25 protein-coding genes are annotated in these 15,664 nt (G+C 43.7%); all 25 read left to right on the forward strand.

Translation table 11 applies throughout. The annotated features are described in order from the left end of the window. Positions 1-102: 102 nt before the first annotated feature. Complete coding sequence (locus AC1VYS_RS08350) at positions 103-549, forward strand: LytTR family DNA-binding domain-containing protein (protein WP_482913839.1); 447 nt, start codon at positions 103-105, stop codon at positions 547-549. Further along, on the forward strand, positions 546-956 hold the full coding sequence (locus tag AC1VYS_RS08355; RefSeq protein ID WP_482913840.1) for a hypothetical protein: 411 nt from the start codon (positions 546-548) through the stop codon (positions 954-956). The genes AC1VYS_RS08350 and AC1VYS_RS08355 overlap by 4 nt, the downstream gene beginning before the upstream one ends. Before the next feature lie 15 nt (positions 957-971). Next, positions 972-1,370: a hypothetical protein gene (locus AC1VYS_RS08360; RefSeq protein WP_482913841.1), complete on the forward strand. Its 399-nt coding sequence runs from the start codon at positions 972-974 to the stop codon at positions 1,368-1,370. Between the two features lie 21 nt (positions 1,371-1,391). After that, positions 1,392-1,742 (forward strand): immunity protein Imm33 domain-containing protein, encoded by a 351-nt coding sequence (locus AC1VYS_RS08365; RefSeq protein WP_482913842.1) that lies wholly within the window; start codon positions 1,392-1,394, stop codon positions 1,740-1,742. A gap of 40 nt (positions 1,743-1,782) precedes the next feature. Further along, entirely contained in the window at positions 1,783-2,154 is a 372-nt protein-coding gene (locus AC1VYS_RS08370) for a hypothetical protein (RefSeq protein WP_482913843.1), read from the forward strand. Between the two features lie 200 nt (positions 2,155-2,354). Further along, positions 2,355-2,867, forward strand: a complete 513-nt coding sequence (locus AC1VYS_RS08375; protein WP_482913844.1) for a hypothetical protein — start codon at positions 2,355-2,357, stop codon at positions 2,865-2,867. A gap of 32 nt (positions 2,868-2,899) precedes the next feature. Further along, the gene (locus AC1VYS_RS08380; RefSeq protein WP_482913845.1) at positions 2,900-3,151 is read left to right on the forward strand and encodes a DUF7660 family protein; all 252 of its coding nucleotides are present in this window, start codon (positions 2,900-2,902) and stop codon (positions 3,149-3,151) included. Between the two features lie 270 nt (positions 3,152-3,421). Continuing rightward, entirely contained in the window at positions 3,422-3,880 is a 459-nt protein-coding gene (locus tag AC1VYS_RS08385; RefSeq protein ID WP_482913846.1) for an NUDIX hydrolase, read from the forward strand. An 11-nt stretch (positions 3,881-3,891) separates the two neighbouring features. Next, positions 3,892-4,464 carry a histidine phosphatase family protein gene (locus AC1VYS_RS08390; RefSeq protein WP_482913847.1) on the forward strand — a complete coding sequence of 191 codons (573 nt, stop codon included), beginning with the start codon at positions 3,892-3,894 and terminating at the stop codon, positions 4,462-4,464. Positions 4,465-4,694: 230 nt separating this feature from the next. Then, positions 4,695-5,087 (forward strand): hypothetical protein, encoded by a 393-nt coding sequence (locus AC1VYS_RS08395; protein WP_482913848.1) that lies wholly within the window; start codon positions 4,695-4,697, stop codon positions 5,085-5,087. A gap of 106 nt (positions 5,088-5,193) precedes the next feature. Continuing rightward, a complete protein-coding gene (locus AC1VYS_RS08400) occupies positions 5,194-5,745 on the forward strand; it encodes a GNAT family N-acetyltransferase (protein ID WP_482913849.1) in 552 nt (183 codons plus the stop codon). 50 nt (positions 5,746-5,795) lie between these two features. Further along, positions 5,796-6,440: a Type 1 glutamine amidotransferase-like domain-containing protein gene (locus AC1VYS_RS08405; RefSeq protein WP_482913850.1), complete on the forward strand. Its 645-nt coding sequence runs from the start codon at positions 5,796-5,798 to the stop codon at positions 6,438-6,440. A gap of 18 nt (positions 6,441-6,458) precedes the next feature. After that, positions 6,459-7,352, forward strand: a complete 894-nt coding sequence (locus AC1VYS_RS08410) for a PhzF family phenazine biosynthesis isomerase (RefSeq protein WP_482913851.1) — start codon at positions 6,459-6,461, stop codon at positions 7,350-7,352. Positions 7,353-7,378: 26 nt separating this feature from the next. Beyond that, a complete protein-coding gene (locus AC1VYS_RS08415) occupies positions 7,379-8,143 on the forward strand; it encodes an aminoglycoside adenylyltransferase domain-containing protein (RefSeq protein ID WP_482913852.1) in 765 nt (254 codons plus the stop codon). 15 nt (positions 8,144-8,158) lie between these two features. Then, positions 8,159-8,431 carry a hypothetical protein gene (locus AC1VYS_RS08420; RefSeq protein WP_482913853.1) on the forward strand — a complete coding sequence of 91 codons (273 nt, stop codon included), beginning with the start codon at positions 8,159-8,161 and terminating at the stop codon, positions 8,429-8,431. A gap of 28 nt (positions 8,432-8,459) precedes the next feature. After that, entirely contained in the window at positions 8,460-9,341 is an 882-nt protein-coding gene (locus AC1VYS_RS08425) for a GNAT family N-acetyltransferase (protein WP_482934501.1), read from the forward strand. A 32-nt stretch (positions 9,342-9,373) separates the two neighbouring features. After that, positions 9,374-9,970: an HD domain-containing protein gene (locus AC1VYS_RS08430; protein ID WP_482913855.1), complete on the forward strand. Its 597-nt coding sequence runs from the start codon at positions 9,374-9,376 to the stop codon at positions 9,968-9,970. 45 nt (positions 9,971-10,015) lie between these two features. Continuing rightward, entirely contained in the window at positions 10,016-10,468 is a 453-nt protein-coding gene (locus tag AC1VYS_RS08435; RefSeq protein ID WP_482913856.1) for an NUDIX hydrolase, read from the forward strand. Between the two features lie 9 nt (positions 10,469-10,477). After that, positions 10,478-10,672: a hypothetical protein gene (locus tag AC1VYS_RS08440; protein ID WP_482913857.1), complete on the forward strand. Its 195-nt coding sequence runs from the start codon at positions 10,478-10,480 to the stop codon at positions 10,670-10,672. A gap of 128 nt (positions 10,673-10,800) precedes the next feature. Continuing rightward, complete coding sequence (locus tag AC1VYS_RS08445) at positions 10,801-11,589, forward strand: hypothetical protein (protein WP_482913858.1); 789 nt, start codon at positions 10,801-10,803, stop codon at positions 11,587-11,589. A 52-nt stretch (positions 11,590-11,641) separates the two neighbouring features. Then, positions 11,642-12,343: a zinc dependent phospholipase C family protein gene (locus tag AC1VYS_RS08450; RefSeq protein ID WP_482913859.1), complete on the forward strand. Its 702-nt coding sequence runs from the start codon at positions 11,642-11,644 to the stop codon at positions 12,341-12,343. Between the two features lie 65 nt (positions 12,344-12,408). Continuing rightward, a complete protein-coding gene (locus AC1VYS_RS08455; protein WP_482913860.1) occupies positions 12,409-12,969 on the forward strand; it encodes a GNAT family N-acetyltransferase in 561 nt (186 codons plus the stop codon). Positions 12,970-13,106: 137 nt separating this feature from the next. Then, positions 13,107-13,637 carry a PH domain-containing protein gene (locus AC1VYS_RS08460; RefSeq protein ID WP_482913861.1) on the forward strand — a complete coding sequence of 177 codons (531 nt, stop codon included), beginning with the start codon at positions 13,107-13,109 and terminating at the stop codon, positions 13,635-13,637. Continuing rightward, positions 13,634-15,187, forward strand: coding sequence for a PH domain-containing protein (locus tag AC1VYS_RS08465; protein ID WP_482913862.1), 1,554 nt, complete (start codon positions 13,634-13,636; stop codon positions 15,185-15,187). Before AC1VYS_RS08460 ends, AC1VYS_RS08465 begins: the two co-directional genes overlap by 4 nt. 114 nt (positions 15,188-15,301) lie before the next feature. After that, the gene (locus AC1VYS_RS08470) at positions 15,302-15,661 is read left to right on the forward strand and encodes a DUF3139 domain-containing protein (RefSeq protein WP_482913863.1); all 360 of its coding nucleotides are present in this window, start codon (positions 15,302-15,304) and stop codon (positions 15,659-15,661) included. The last annotated feature ends 3 nt before the right edge of the window (positions 15,662-15,664 follow it).

Raw genomic sequence — 15,664 nt, forward strand, 5'->3', positions numbered from 1 at the left:
TATTTTTAATGCAACACAACTACGGGTTCATGCAACAAAACGCAAATTAGTGGGAAGTGTCTTTTCAGATATGTAATATGAGTGGTGAGAGGAGGGCAACGTGTGAAAGTCATATTTGAAGAGGATCAGGAAATGCAGCCTAACGAGGCCAAAATAGTAACTCATCCTGCAGAGAAGCCAAAGTGGGATCGTATTCGGGAAGCAATTGGTCAATCCGAGACGGAACTGGTCGTGATCCAGGCGAAAAACAATCGTCAGGTGAGGATTAGACTTAGCAGTGTCATTGCCATTGAATCGGAAGACCGCATGTGCGGGGTGCGTGTCGTCACAGGAGAGAGATATTTGCTTAACCAACGTCTAAAATATGTGGAAAAAGATTTTCAAGATACTTCATTCGTACGAATCAACAATCAGACGATGATCAACACCACACATATTAGCAACTTTTCAGCTGCTGAACATGCCAGAATTCAGGTTAATCTGAGCGACGGCTCCAGCTACTCCGTCAGTCGGTTTTATATCCAAAACTTTAGGAGGAAATTATCATGATCCAACAGCTTAAACATTCATTTTTTCAAGTATTTACAGTCACTACACTCTGGTTAATTCTACTGCTGACAATGTTCTATCGCGATCAGCCGATCCAAATGTCGTTTCTGTGGAATGTGGCAGGCATTTCGCTTATTGCAGCGTTGCTGTTCGGGGTGATGTATAGCGCGCTTTGGAACCATTTTACGTTGAAGCCGATATGGAACATCGTTATTTCTTCTACAGGTAACATTGCCGGAGGCATGGGCATCATTTGGTTGTTTTCCAGAGAGATGTTTGAGTTGATTGCGCCTTGGTTCCCGGGAATGTGGCTTCTATCAATCGTGTTGCATGTTATTGCGTTTTATTTTTATGCTAGAATGGATAGCAGGAAAAAAGCGGAAGAATTAAACGACATTCTGAAGTAAGTCAGGTGAACAGCTATGAATGAAGATGAGCTTTTGCAAGTATACGGACTGGAGCCTGACAAGAAACAGCGGGAATTCATTCGTAGGCTGCTGCAACAAGAGATGGAGAACCGGGAAGCAGAGGATCATGAGGTATTGAAACTGCTGTGCATCATGTTGTTTGCTATCGGGAACGTAGAGGACACTGAACTGATCTGGCAAGCCAAACGAAAAAATGAGGACGCAGGTAGTTACATTGATGTGCAGCTGCTTTGCGGCGCAGGTGTTGAAGAAACAATCGTGTATCTGGAAAAAAAGGGCGGCGAACAAGCGCATGATCAGGTGCTTTATCTCAAGAAGTGCGAGCCGTACGATTTTGTGGATTTTTCCAAAGACGAATGGTTATCAGGATACAGAGGCTATTACGGCATCTGATGCCAAGGATGGAGGGAGATTGTGAAGCAGGAGAGCACTATACACGTACAGAAGCAACTGTGTGAGAAATACAATGCAGATTACGTCCCGAGTGAACCCCATCTGAAGGTAGGGATTGCCTGGAACGTAAAGGAGAAACGCGAGCCTACCCATGGGATGCGAATTCAGCCAGAAGGCGATACGACGGGCTGGTACATTTGGGCCGAGGAATATTCGGCAGCTGATGATTTCTTTGTACCGCTACATGTTGCTCATATTGATGAATGGGACGAGAAGATTAATCGATATCTCGGACTTGCTCCGGGATGGAGGTTCTTGATTGCCGAGGATTATGAGGACGTATGGTTTGATGAAGGGTTGCTCAATAGATAAGAAAGAGGTAAAGAGGTATTTGATTTTCATTTAACATGATATGAAGAGTTACGAAATGAGGCCAGCAAAGATGGTAATGCAGCATAGGAAAACTAGAACTAGCAGCAGAAGATTACAGATTGGCGTTGCTGTAATGGCTCTGGTGGTTGTCATTTTGGCACTAACGAATCCAAATGAAAGAGATTTTGAGGCCTGGCTTGAAAGTGAGTATGGAATTCTTGTTTCATATGATCTGAATGACGGTAGAAGGTTCACAGAGCAAACTGTTGATGGTGAGAAGGAGCTACTGTTTGTTAATGGACACTCACGAAAGTTGGGCATTTTATCAACTTACCAATATCTTTTGAAAGATGAGGAGGGGAAGGAGCTTCAAGTTAGGGGCACAGCGATATTAAATAGTTTTGTAAATTAAATAATTGAACCAGCGCGCTTGCATATAGCATGGATATCCATGCAGGCAGCGTGTTTTTTTATGATTGAGGGATGTGGTCTGGAAGTTGATGTGTTTCCATAGTGTTCGCAAATCCCACATTATGGGTTATGATGTACCTGGGAGAAAATTTGACAGTGACAGGAAGTTGTCGGTTGAAAACGAACTGGGGGTGAAGTGGAATGATCCGTAGGTTAGCTTTGATCCTTGGTGTTATGTTGTTGCTTGTAACGGCTTGTCAGAGTAAAACAGAGCCTGAGGATACACAACAACCGGAGGTCTCGGTAAGTACGAATGACGAATTAACCGTGGATGGAGATGAATCAGCAGTCTCTACGCCACAAGATGAAGTTGCCCCGCCCGAATATGTAGATGAGAGCAAGTATTCTGGTGATGAGCTGGAAATTGTCAAACTAATGAATACGCATATGCGTTACTTATATGAACAGGATGAAAAGGGATATATGAGCCTCTTTGCGCCGGAATCTCCGATCTCCGACATGCCGAATTATACTTTTCGTAAAATCACTTCCATGGGTGACATTACGATTACGGAACAAAAAAAGCTCTATCAAGGTGTTGTAATGATTACGGAAGTGGACGAAGACGAAATCGAGTCCAGCTCCACCATGGTGTTTTGGAAATGGAAAGCAGATGGTGATACTGCGAAATGGATCATTGCGGACATCGATTAACAAGTACAACATGAAAGAAGGTGCAGAACGCGGTGCAGAAGACATTATTTGAACTTGTGAATGAGGTGCAGGATGAGGCAACTTTTATTGCTTTCCTTATTGCTTTGAGCAAAGATCGGCAAGCCTGTCCCGATGAATGGCAAAATGATTCGATCAAATCATTTTTGGAAGCTGCGGCAGATTGGGGGCAGGAATCCGTGAACGGATTAACGCATTATGAGAAGCCTGATAACCCTTGGAAGCGATGTGCTCAGATGATGTATATGGGCAAAATTTATGAGTAATTGGTAGAACTATAGGGCAACTAAGAATGATACATAACGGAGGTTATATAAGATGATGGAATTTGTAGAGATAGGTTTGATTGTTGTAATGGTAATGTTATTCGTCTTGGGTGCGATTAGTAAACGTAAATCATTCATCAGGTGGGGGTTCGCAAGCCTCCTTCTACTAGTCGTGTTGTTTATTCCATCGTTTGTAAACGGATTTCAGAATGGGTTTGTTGAGGGTTGGGCGGCTCGATGACGGATGCGTTGAACAGAAACATATCGTATATGCAAGAAAACAGCCGATTTAACTTTCGTGTTGCCGGTATCGTAATGGATGCGGACAGAGTTCTTTTACATCAGGCGAAGCAGGACGATTTCTGGAACTTGCCTGGTGGGCGGGTGGAGATGAATGAATCAACAGAGAATGCAATTCGACGCGAGATGATGGAGGAGCTTGGCGTTTCTATTCAGGTAGAGAGGCTGGCATTTGTTTGCGAAGACTTTTATGAGTACGACGGCAAGCAGATGCATGAATTGGGATTCTACTATGTGATCTCTTTGCCCGAAGGGCATTCCTTTTATAATGAACCACAGTTTAATGGTTTGGAACGCAATGGTGAATTAACGTTTCGCTGGTTTCCAATTCAGGAGCTTGATCATATGGAGATATATCCTGTTTTTTTGCGAAAAGAACTCATTAATCTTCGTGATGCCAGCGGCACCAAGCACTTCATTCAGAAATAGAGGGGTAGCGAGTGGATATTACATTTATTCGTCATGGTCACGCAGAGCATTTGTTGAATTATCCGAACGAACTTAACCGATTACACCCGGGGTTGACTGAACAGGGGAAAGCTCAGATCGTAACCTTACGTAAAAACATCACGATGGAATCTAGCGATACCCTCGTGGTAAGTCCAACGAAACGCACCCTTGAAACGGCAGCATTATTAACGCCGAGAAAGCGTGTTAGTGTGGTAATCAGCCCCGTGGTTGGCCCAAGAATGTTTCCTCAAGATCCAAAGTTTACTCCTTTAGGCTGCGATCAGATCTATTCTAGGGCAGAACTCAGCGTATTATATCCAGATAAGCAATGCATAGATGTTGGAGTAGAAGCTTGGGAAGAAAGCATAAATCAAATGAATGCACAACAGTTCACGCGATTAGCAGAGCAATTTCTCGAGTGGTGTAGAAAACAGATGGGTCATACGTTCATCGTGTCCCATGATGGTACGATTACGAATTACAGAGTGCTGTTAGGTGAGCATGATTTAACCAGAGATGATTTTCTGGGAGAAGCAGGTTACTACACAGTCCGCAATATTTAGCTCGAGAAGGAGAAATGTATGGTGACGCTGTTTCAGCCGAAGGAGACACAAAGACTGTATATGAGAGAATTAACTTTGGCAGACCGAGAAAGTGTTTTTGAACATGTTGCTAATGCAAATGTCACGCGATTTATGGATATTGAGCCTTTTACATAGGAAATAGGCAGTTTATCGTTAGTGACTGATCTTTCGAAATAGAATGGTACATTCTGAATCAATAGGGGGTTCACATGAAGTCCATTTCCCTTTCATTTTCGATACTATTAGCCAGTTTTATTTTGGGGGTCTCATTTATTATTGGCTCTGTACTGCTCATGAATCAGGACAAAGATCCAAGTAATGGAACTCTGAATCAGACGGTGGAACAGCAGGCGCTCTTGTCTGACAAGGTTTTGTTGACCTTGAAAGAGACGGCTGCATATCTGGGCATGAATGAAGATCAGGTCATGAGCATTATTAAGACCGAGCAGAGCAGTTTGAGTGCTTTTCACCACTTTGAGGGGAAAATGTTTCCCTTTATCAAAATTCAAGATCAGTTTTATGTAAGCAGGGTTGAACTGGATTTGTGGATACAAGATGCTTCAAGCAACCATCGTAGATATATTAATGGGCAATTGCAATAGCTCCAATATGTAACGCTATTAATCCTTTTGATCATACTTGTATATCATTATTTTTAGAGAGGAGATATAAAAGGAGACTAGTTTAGTTTAACTTTTATAAACGATTATGGAATTCATCGGACAAGAGATTAAAATTACGACCACAACCGAGCAGGATATGGATTTTATATGCAAACTGGAATGTGATGCAAGCTTGTGGACTTATGAGGAAAGTGTGGAAACGAATGAAGAGGATGTGAAGGAGAAGTACCGGAGTCACTTCCCTGTTGAGGGCGAGACACCGTATGCGTATGATTTTGTTATCCGTCGCTTGAATGATGTCAGTGATACACCAGTGGGTATCGTTCAAATGTGGAGTTACGTTGATTTTCGCAAAAGCTGGGAGATTGGTTTCGCAGTGCTGCCTGAATACTCAGGAAAAGGGTACGGAAGCGAGGCGACCCGGTTATTGCTGCAATTCGCTTTTGACGAATTAAAGGCACATAAGGTCGTGGGCATGTGTAATGCCGAAAATGTAAGGTCAGCGGCTTTAATGCAACATGTAGGCATGACAAGAGAAGCTATTTTCAAGGAAGAGTTATGGTGGCGGAATACGTGGACGGACCAGTGTTTTTTCTCCATTTTGGACAGAGATTTTAAGAAGCATGGAATGGACTAAGACAGCAGCGATCTAAGACACATCCTAATACAAGATGAGGGGTTACTCTAATGGCACAGCGTAAACTGGTTTTGCTTAGCGATCTGTATTTTGAGCCCAATGATGAACTGAATGAGAGAATTCGAAGTTTGTTTCAGCACAAAAAGCCTTCAATCGGTTACATCCCTTCCTGTTCCGACCCAAAGCGCATTTATGTCGAGCACACTCGGCGTTTTTATCGCCAGTTTGGGATGGAAGATGTGCAGTATTATGATCTGGATACCGAGTATGAGGAAAGCATGCTGGACTCTCTTTTCCAATGTGACGCGATTCATTTATCTGGCGGAAATACGTTTTATTTTCTAAGTTTGCTACAGCAACGAAATATGTTTGAACAGCTACGTTCCTATGTCAGTGACGGTGGTATTTTGATTGGGGTTAGCGCGGGCAGTATCCTGATGACACCTACGATTCAAATCGCTGGATACGGTGAGGATGCAGACGAGAATCATATCGGTTTGACTGATCTTCAAGCTCTTGCTCTTGTAGATTTCGAGTTTGCACCCCATTGGGATCGTTCGGAAGAAATGATGCAATCATTCAGAGAATACGCTCAAAATTATCAAACCAGAGTATATGCGTGCCCGGATGGTGGGGCTGTTGTTGTTGTAAATGAATCACTTGAATTATACGGCGGGGCAGTTCCTGCTTTGTAAAGAGAGGATGAAGAGTAGATGCGTGCTATCCAAGTGTACCACTATGAAGCTTTTTCAAGCATTCCAGGCAAGGGCAACCCGGCGGGCGTTGTGTTTGAAGCAGATCAGCTGAGTGAAATTGCAATGCAGCAGATTGCTCATGCTGTTGGTTTTAACGAGACAGTATTTGTATTGAAGTCTGAAACGGCCGATGTCCGGTTGCGTTATTTCACTCCGGGTCACGAGATTAATCTGTGTGGTCATGCGACGATGGCGGCGATGTATGGGCTTAAGACACGTGATTTACTACAAGGAAAAGACTCTATCATGATTGAAACGAACGTAGGCATACTGCCAATTCAGTTTGAGCAACAAGGTGACAGTTGGTTGATGGAGATGAAGCAGGATCAGCCACGGTTTGTTCCCTTTCAAGGGAATATTGAGAAACTGGCTAAGGCCATTCATCTGACAACGGATGATTTGGACATGACCATGCCTATCGTATACGGAAGTACGGGTACGTGGACGTTATTAATTCCGATTCGTCGTTTAGATGCATTTGTTAAAATGAAACCGGATTCTTCTCAGTTCCCGGACATTTTATCTGAAAATCCCAAGTCATCCTTACATCCCTTCTGCTTCGCAACCCGCGATGCAGAAGCTCAGATGCATGCAAGGCATTTCTCTTCGCCATACTCAGGCACCACGGAAGACCCTGTCACAGGCACCGCATCAGGGGTGATGGGCGCCTATGTTTTGACGTATGTGAATCAGGAGATTCACGAGGTTGATTTTACAGTAGAGCAAGGGCATGAGATTGGAAGAGATGGAAAGGTTCAGGTGAGCGTACGTCGGGAGCAAGACGGAATGGATGTCCGAATCAGAGGCACGGCTGTTTACGTTCGGGAGATGAATGTGGAGATAGACAGTTGACGTGATGACAGAAGGAGAGAGTCAAGGTGGACGAAAAGGCCATATTGGGCAGGCTGATCGATGTATTAAAAGAAGAGTTAACCGATTCGTTAACAGGCGTGTATTTACATGGCTCCATGGCGATGGGATGTTTCCATCCGCAGCAGAGTGATATTGACATTTTAGTTGTATGCGGAGAGAAACGCTCTTCTGAGACTTATCGCAGAATTGCCGACCAACTGATACGAATAGAAGATGAGATGAATATTCCGAAAGGGTTTGAGATTAGTATTGTACTAGAGTCAGCTGTAACACGTGGTCAATACCCTACGCCATTTGAGTTTCATTATTCTGCATATCACGGGGAGAAGTACAGAAATGATCCTGATTATCTCTGCGGTGGTCATGAAGACCCGGATGTTGTTGCACATATGGCGGTGATCTATGATCGAGGTATTGTGCTGTATGGCAAGCCGATCAAGGAATTGTTTCGAACGGCGAACCGCGAGCATGTCATCCATTCTATCGCCTCCGATGCAAATTCAGCGTTGGAGGAAATCATGGATAATCCGGTCTATTACGTATTAAGTTTGTCGCGCGTGCTGTTGTATATTCAGGAATCAGTGATTTACTCCAAGCGAGAGGCTGGAGAACGTGCGGTGGCAGAAGCATTGCCTGAACATCAGGAACTTATCTCGCAATGTTTGGCTAAGTACAACGGGGAACGTGAATCGGTGAATGTGGATCATGCACGCCTAAGAGATTATGCCGAATATATGCTCAGACAAATTCATGAAGCCATGCAAGCTTAAAGGAGAACATGACATATGAAAGAATCACAACGAATCAAATGGGAGAAAGAATTACAGCAAGGAAAAAGGCATCATATTCTGGTGCGCGGCGTTTTGGGCTGGGGTCTGCCACTCGCTTTCCTGTATACCTTGGTGATGACGTCATGGAGCGGACAAAATTTAACCCTAGATGGTGAGTTTTATGTAAACCTGCTGACCGCACTCGTTTTGTTTCCAGCTGCCGGCATCTGGTATGGTGCCTGGACGTGGAAAATTTTGAAAATGAAATTAGAGCAAAGCAGAAGGTAGAAGATTGAAGGTAGATTAGATTGATATCTTGCAAAATAGGACTGATTATATGATTACTGAACTAAATGTATCTGAATTTCATAAAATAAAACATTTAACTGATGCCTACCGGAATATTGAGGTCAAAGCGGTAGCATCCGGCATAAATCCCGGACGGGTCTATGTCGACGATGCCGCTAACCCTGAGGCAGCACTCATATGGGTTCAGGGGCAATCCGGTTATCAGCTTATTGGTAATGCACAGAGTGAAGTTTTCCGAAGCGAACTGCGAATGTATATAGAGAATCATATCTATCCTGAATTGGCAACATTACAAATTTCTGACGTAGAGATTGGGGTTACTGATCATACTTGGGAAGCGGTGCTTGAGCATATGGCTGGCTCAAGTGAACTCAACCATGATACACAACATGTATTCATGCTGAAGTCACCGGATGAAAGAATAGAGAAAAAAGAGAATGCCAAGCTCTCCTCTTCTTCAGGAGTTTTTTCACAACCAGCCGAGGGAACAGAGGTACTTAAGATAGACATAGCTCTTGTGAATGACCGTAAGCTGCATAATCTTTCATTTGTTACAGATAAAATAAAACAATTCTGGACAAACGTAGATGCTTTTCTGAAGCATGGTGCTGGCTATGTTGTTACTCACGAGGAGGAAATTGTGAGCATATGTTTTTCTGCTTTTGTCGAGGGAAACACACACGCCATTGATATTGAAACACTGGAAGGTCATCGTAAACGAAATTATGCTGCCTTGGCGGCTCAAGCTTATATGAACGAATGTAACGAAGCAGGCCTCTGTCCTTATTGGGATTGCACTCCTGATAACACAGGATCGATCCGTTTAGCTCAAAATGCAGGTTTATCTCTGGATTTTAACTATCAGGTGTATTGGTACAGCGTTTCATAGTACATGCGTCAGTAATTAAAGGGGGTAAGAGCGTGGATGAGACATTAGAGTCACAGATCCAATTTTTAATTGAAATTGACAAGCTGAAAACGATTGAACGAAGAACAAGGATTATCCATGGCGAGCGGCTCGAAAATGATGCAGAACATTCTTGGCATCTAGCGATGATGGCTTTAATATTGCAGGGTCATTCTAACAAGGAGATCGATATTCTTAAAGTGATCAAGATGGTACTTGTGCATGACCTTGTCGAAATTGATGCCGGTGATACTTTTGCATATGATACCCAAGGAAATACAGATAAACATGAGCGTGAGCTTAAGGCTGCTCATCGATTATTTGGTATGTTGCCCGAAGACCAAGCTGAGGAGCTGTTAAGTCTGTGGATGGAGTTTGAGACCAAGGAGACACCGGAAGCTAGGTTTGCTTCATCCATGGATCGGTTGCAGCCGATCATTCATAATCATCAGAATGAAGGTGATACTTGGCAAAAATATAACATTACGAGTGATCAGGTATTAAATCGTAATGCTGAAATTGCAAATGGGTCCGAAACGCTGTGGAAGTATGCACAACAACTCGTACAACATTCGGTAGATCAGGGGATATTGAAGCCATCCAGAACCTAATGAAGTTGTCGATGTTTTGACTACATATGGACTTAGGAGGATAACATGGGGTACATCACGGATTTACGGAAACAGGTGGGTACACGTCCCTTAATTATGGTAGGTTCGTGCGTACTGGTGTTTAACGAGCAAGATCACCTGCTGCTCCAGAAACGAACAGATAGCCTGGATTGGGGCACCATTGGCGGTTCGCTTGAACCGGGTGAATCATTGGAAGAGGCTGCTGCGCGTGAACTATATGAAGAAGCTGGGCTGCGGGCAGAGTCGTACAAGCTGATCACCGTATTTTCAGGTCAGGACATGTATTACCGTTATCCGCACGGAGATGAAATCTATAATGTGATGGCAATCTATGAAGCAGGTGGCATAACGGGTAGTCCCATGGTGATGGATGATGAAGGGTTAGAGCTCAGGTACTTCGACTTGACTCAGCCGATTCCGGATATCAATCCCTTCACCAAATATGTGCTGTCGAAGGCGGGTTATATCAAAAACTAGGAGGAAATAATGGATATGATGTTTGATTCCGGTATTGGTTTTGGGTTTGGTATTGGTCCGTTAATCTCTATCGCAGTGGTTTTATTTAATCTAGCGTTATATGGCTTAGGTGCCTATGCATTAATTTTATTTATCAAACTTGCCAAGCGAGGGATTCACGCCCTGGACATTTATTTATATGAGAAACGCGGAGGGCGCTATTAATCTCGTATTATGTTTTTTCTTTTTCAGATCGGAAAGACTCGCACAATATTATCATTTTTCTCTCAGTGATTTACGAATGCCGATTTAGTATGATGAAGGTATTATTTTGCAAAGAGAGAGGGTTAGACATGGATACATTTTTGCAGCAAATTAACGAGTTAAATGAGCTTCAGATCGAGCTGGTCAGCCTGCATCCTTTTTTTGCAGAACATCATCCGGTTGTTGTAGTGCATGAGTCATTGTTATATATCTATGATTATTCATCTGAATCCGGGCAATACGAATGGGTCAAGACTGTACCGGACGACCTGTATTTTCCCGATGAATGTCTCGCCGCGGTGCCTGTACATCATATGGACAATCGCATGTGCGCGATTGTGACAGCTTCTGTTTTCAAAGATTTAGAGCAGAAGGTTTTTCTGTTCCATGAATACGTGCATTGTTCTGTCTATGGAAAATACGAGGAGCGAATCGTTGACCGTCTGCAGATTAAACATAAAATGACCCAGTTGAAGCGTGTAACCTGGGAGATCGATTACGAATTCCCGTACGAAGATGAGATTGTTGCTGAACGAATTGAATCTCTTCTATCTGCTTTAAAGAATGAGGATTTTCAGGAAATTCAGGCGGCACGTATCGCATTGTTTGAATCCCTTACAGAAGAGCAAGCGGAATACTGGAGCTGGCTGGAATGGAATGAAGGAATAGCAAGGTATATCGAGAATTTGATTCGAGCCAAGTATGAATTGCAGCCTAATCATTATGGCGATACAGCACCATTTAACCGGCTTGTTTTTTACGAGTGTGGATCGGAATATATCCGTTTGCTGGTGAGGGAGCAACCTGCGTATCATGCGGATCTTGAACAGTTGTTTGACCGGATGCAGGCGGAGAGAGTGGCAGGCTTGGTGAGCTAACGAGAGATTGTAGTATGTAAGCATTCCTTGAATGGAAAAAGGAGACCTGACGATGCCTCTGCCTATGGTACATCTAAGCATAGCCTATCGATTGGCTGATAAGTTGCCTAAACCGCTGGACCTGAGAGCATTTTATCTCGGAAATATCGCGCCGGATTCCATTCATATGCGTGAGGGAGCGACTCGGGACGACAAGCAGCACACTCATTTTTATCCTGAAAAAGAAGACAATTATACCGGACGTCTCCAAAAGTTATATGGTGATTACATCAGCGAGCGCACGAGTGAAGGCTGGACTTCCTTTGTTCTCGGTTATTTCATGCATGTGATGACGGATTATTACTGGTTTCGAAGTGTATATCCCGAATTCGAAGGACGAGTTCGAGAGCTTGACCGGCGTGAGGGGATCGAACGAACCAAGGAAGAACTTTCCCGTTTATATTATCGGGAGACGGATCAGATTGATTTTAATCTGTATCGCACCATGAATTGGAGCGAAGAAGTTTGGTCAGCATTAAATAACTCGTCAGGGTATGAAATGACAAATCGTTTAACGGCGGATGAAATTCTACGCTGGCGGGAGCGTACGTTTTCTTTTTTGCATGGGGAAGCGCCGGGCATTATTCCGTGTTACATTACCGAAGAGGTTGTACACGCTTTTGTTCAAAAAACAGTCCCACGTTTAATCGACTTATTAGCTGAATGGGAGGCTGCGAATCGACTCAGACAAATCATTCAGCGGCGTTCAGACTAGATTGATCGAACGGACAAATAAACAACATGAATACAGGCTTATAGATGAATGGAGATGCAGGTAAGTTGATAACAATCGGAACACTGACGGCAGCAGATGTGGATGGAGCATATCATATTTTTGAGACAACGATTCCAGAAGCATACCGTCAGGAAGGAATCGGATCCCTTCTGGATGAAATTCAGGAAGAGATCGAACAGAAAAAGGCTGTAGTACAAGCTGTTTTAAAGCATAAATCTGATCTTGAACCAACGACGACGAGCCCCTTTTTCCTTGTTGCCCGAAAAGAAGATAAGGTTGTAGGTACGATCTCATATGGACCTTGCGGAAAAGTCGTTCAGGAATGCACCAACCATCGTCTGGATCACGTTGGAACGCTTGGGTCCCTGTATGTTTTGCCTGAAATGCAGGGTAATGGGATTGCTTCTGCACTTATAACAGCACTTGTCACCGAATTGGAGTTAAGAGGAATTACCCAATTTTGTCTGGACAGTGGTTATCGGATTGCACAGCAGAAATGGCGGCGGAAGTTTGGAGAGCCCTATGTTGTGACGAAGGACTACTGGGGCGAAGGTAGCGAGAATATGGTATGGTTGTGTGAAGTACAGGATTTTACTGGAAAATAAACGAAAACAAAAGATGACCCCCTGCACGTGAACAGGAGTCATCTTTTTTATTATTACATCTTGTTGCATCGATACACACCTTTATTCGTAAAGTATACAGACAAAAAGAGAAGAAAAGGAAGGAGAGACCGTTTGGGATGACAGAAACCATAGAAACAACAGGGAAATCAGAAACAGAAGTATGGAGTACACCGCAACAGAAACTTTCCCCACATGCCGTAAGTCTGTGGAGAGTCAGCGCCATCATCTATAATGTGATTGGTTTCGTTGTATTGGCCGCATTACTAATCCTGGATTCGGTCTATGATTGGAGACCGTGGATCGGCTGGATTTTATGGGGAGTCACAGTTTTATCGGTTTGTTATGCCGTGTGGGATATATTTTTGCAGCCGGTTTGGATGTATCGCTATTGGTTCTATGGTGTTAACGCCGAGTTTTTACAGCTCAAGCATGGTGCATTGAATAAGGTACATCAGGTGATTCCGATGGCCAAGGTACAATCCGTTTCTACGAACCAAGGGCCCTTGATGCGGAAATACGGTCTGTATTCGGTAACCATCGGAACGATGGGTTCTTCTCATCACATACCGGCTTTGCCGGAAGAAGTGGCTTTTGCGCTGCGAAACCAAATCGCGGATTACGCCCAGATCAATGAGGTGGATGAATGACCGAGATCAAACGGCATCATGTACTGAGCTTGTTGTGGAGTCTGGGTAGTCTGATCAAAAGCACATTTGCCTTTATTCTGTTTTTATTCGTATTCCGTACAGGATCAGATCGGGCATGGGTTTTCTACGCAAGGGTCATTTTTTATGTTGGTGTTTCCATCGCGCTGGTGTCTATTATTTGGAAATGGTTTACAACCCGTTATTCCGCAGATGAGAAGGCCTTCCATATCTACACGGGGGCATTCAGTCGGACCCGCCGAACCATCCCGTATACGAAAGTGCAAAATGTGAGTCGGCATACGAGCTTTTTTCATCGCTTGTTTGGTGTGACCTCTTTACGCTTCGAAACGGGGATTAAGGGTGATGATGCGACATTTCAGTTGAAGGTCGTTTCGGTTTCTGAAGCAGAACAGTTAGAAAAGAAGGTAGCTCAACATTTATCTGAGATTCAAATGCAGGTTGGGCAAGACACCAGTGAAGCTGAAAGTATATCTTCAAACGAAGTGAGCCATACAGGTGATCAAGAACAAGCAAACAGCATCTCTACATCTGTTGAAAAATCCACACTCGACCGCGTCGTTCACTATCGCTCAACGCGCAAAGATGTGCTCAAAGCTTCATTTACCTCGTTCAGCTTTCTGGTGCTGATCCCGATCTTATTCTCCTTGTATTCAACGGTGAAGGATTTCTTCCCGAAGGAAACCTTAACCGAAAGTCTCGTATTATCCTGGCTTGAATCATGGTGGGTGATGAGTCTAATCATCCTGCTGCTGATCATCGTGTCTATTGGACTTGGAATTGTTCGTACCTTTGTGAAATATGGAGATTTTCAGATTACGTCCGATGACAAGCGGATTTATATTACGAAGGGCATGCTGGAAAAGATGTCGTTCTCGATTCAGAAAGATCGTGTGCAGGCTGTCAAGATCACACAGTCACCGATGAAAAGAATACTGCGCCTTGCTGAAGTAGAACTTACAACCGCAGGTAGTTTGGGTGAAACTGGACAGGAAATGAATTCGTTATATCCTTTTTTGCCTGTGAGAGAGGCCTATCGCATCATTGAAGAACTTCTGCCTTCCTACCATGTGACGCAGGAGATGCAGAAGTTGCCTCGGAAAGCGTTGTGGTTGCGTTTACTTAAACCAAACTGGTTGTGGATCATTGTCACGAGTATGTTGGCATACTTCAAACCGGTTATGTTCGGGATGGGACAGGCATGGTGGATGATTTCATTGCTACTGCTTGTGTGGATTGTTACGAGCAGGGTGGTTAATTTTTATCATACGCGCTATGCGCTGAACGATCAGTTCATTCAATTCCGCTCAGGTGCGCTGACGTCAACTCTGTTTCTTTCCAAGCGGGAGAAGGTCATTGAAATCAAGATTACACGTCATCCCTTGCAACGTAAGCTCGGGCTGGCTTCTATCCATACCGTGAATCGTGCCAAACCTGTTATGCATCATGAGGTTAACGATATACCGAGTGACGTGGCTGGCACATTCCAGATGTGGTACATGGCACGTTCCAAAGAGGTGCTGACCCGGTAGCTCAAGCTAAGAAAGATGAAAAATGAGAGCGAGTGGAGATGGACCGTGCATAGAATGAGGTTTATTTTCGCTCGCTTTTGTTCTGATTTTTCCATTCGAGTAAGGGGCGATAAGGTGAGTAAAACGAAGAAGATTGTATCCTGGACAATTGGCGTAACGCTTATTTTATTGATTCTTACGCCGTTTATATATGTAAAAGTCAACAAAATGATCTATGCACATCGTGTCACAACTTATTTAACAGAGCAGAAACATTATTCTCCTGATGAGATTGAATCCGTAGAAGGCGTCTGGAGCGTAAAACTGCCACCCTTCCTTGTCTTAGTGAAGTTTAAGGATGAGCCAGATGTAGAATATATTTATTTTGCGCATAATGATGTGATTCAGTTTAACCACCGTATTTCGGAAGAAGCTCAGAAGAGGGGCAAGACAAAATCAGACCTGAAGCATTTCACGCCAATAGATGATCAGTAGTAG

The organism is Paenibacillus sp. G34 (assembly GCF_056856875.1).

What these genes read in the sequence shown, in the direction of transcription:
- AC1VYS_RS08405 (WP_482913850.1), top strand. Translation starts at nt 5,796, where the DNA reads ATGGCACAGCGTAAACTGGTTTTGCTTAGCGATCTGTATTTTGAGCCC.
- AC1VYS_RS08370 (WP_482913843.1), top strand. Translation starts at nt 1,783, where the DNA reads ATGAAGAGTTACGAAATGAGGCCAGCAAAGATGGTAATGCAGCATAGG.
- AC1VYS_RS08395 (WP_482913848.1), top strand. Translation starts at nt 4,695, where the DNA reads ATGAAGTCCATTTCCCTTTCATTTTCGATACTATTAGCCAGTTTTATT.
- AC1VYS_RS08435 (WP_482913856.1), top strand. Translation starts at nt 10,016, where the DNA reads ATGGGGTACATCACGGATTTACGGAAACAGGTGGGTACACGTCCCTTA.
- AC1VYS_RS08400 (WP_482913849.1), top strand. Translation starts at nt 5,194, where the DNA reads ATGGAATTCATCGGACAAGAGATTAAAATTACGACCACAACCGAGCAG.
- AC1VYS_RS08465 (WP_482913862.1), top strand. Translation starts at nt 13,634, where the DNA reads ATGACCGAGATCAAACGGCATCATGTACTGAGCTTGTTGTGGAGTCTG.
- AC1VYS_RS08360 (WP_482913841.1), top strand. Translation starts at nt 972, where the DNA reads ATGAATGAAGATGAGCTTTTGCAAGTATACGGACTGGAGCCTGACAAG.
- AC1VYS_RS08355 (WP_482913840.1), top strand. Translation starts at nt 546, where the DNA reads ATGATCCAACAGCTTAAACATTCATTTTTTCAAGTATTTACAGTCACT.
- AC1VYS_RS08420 (WP_482913853.1), top strand. Translation starts at nt 8,159, where the DNA reads ATGAAAGAATCACAACGAATCAAATGGGAGAAAGAATTACAGCAAGGA.
- AC1VYS_RS08440 (WP_482913857.1), top strand. Translation starts at nt 10,478, where the DNA reads ATGGATATGATGTTTGATTCCGGTATTGGTTTTGGGTTTGGTATTGGT.
- AC1VYS_RS08450 (WP_482913859.1), top strand. Translation starts at nt 11,642, where the DNA reads ATGCCTCTGCCTATGGTACATCTAAGCATAGCCTATCGATTGGCTGAT.
- AC1VYS_RS08375 (WP_482913844.1), top strand. Translation starts at nt 2,355, where the DNA reads ATGATCCGTAGGTTAGCTTTGATCCTTGGTGTTATGTTGTTGCTTGTA.
- AC1VYS_RS08385 (WP_482913846.1), top strand. Translation starts at nt 3,422, where the DNA reads ATGCAAGAAAACAGCCGATTTAACTTTCGTGTTGCCGGTATCGTAATG.
- AC1VYS_RS08460 (WP_482913861.1), top strand. Translation starts at nt 13,107, where the DNA reads ATGACAGAAACCATAGAAACAACAGGGAAATCAGAAACAGAAGTATGG.
- AC1VYS_RS08445 (WP_482913858.1), top strand. Translation starts at nt 10,801, where the DNA reads ATGGATACATTTTTGCAGCAAATTAACGAGTTAAATGAGCTTCAGATC.
- AC1VYS_RS08410 (WP_482913851.1), top strand. Translation starts at nt 6,459, where the DNA reads ATGCGTGCTATCCAAGTGTACCACTATGAAGCTTTTTCAAGCATTCCA.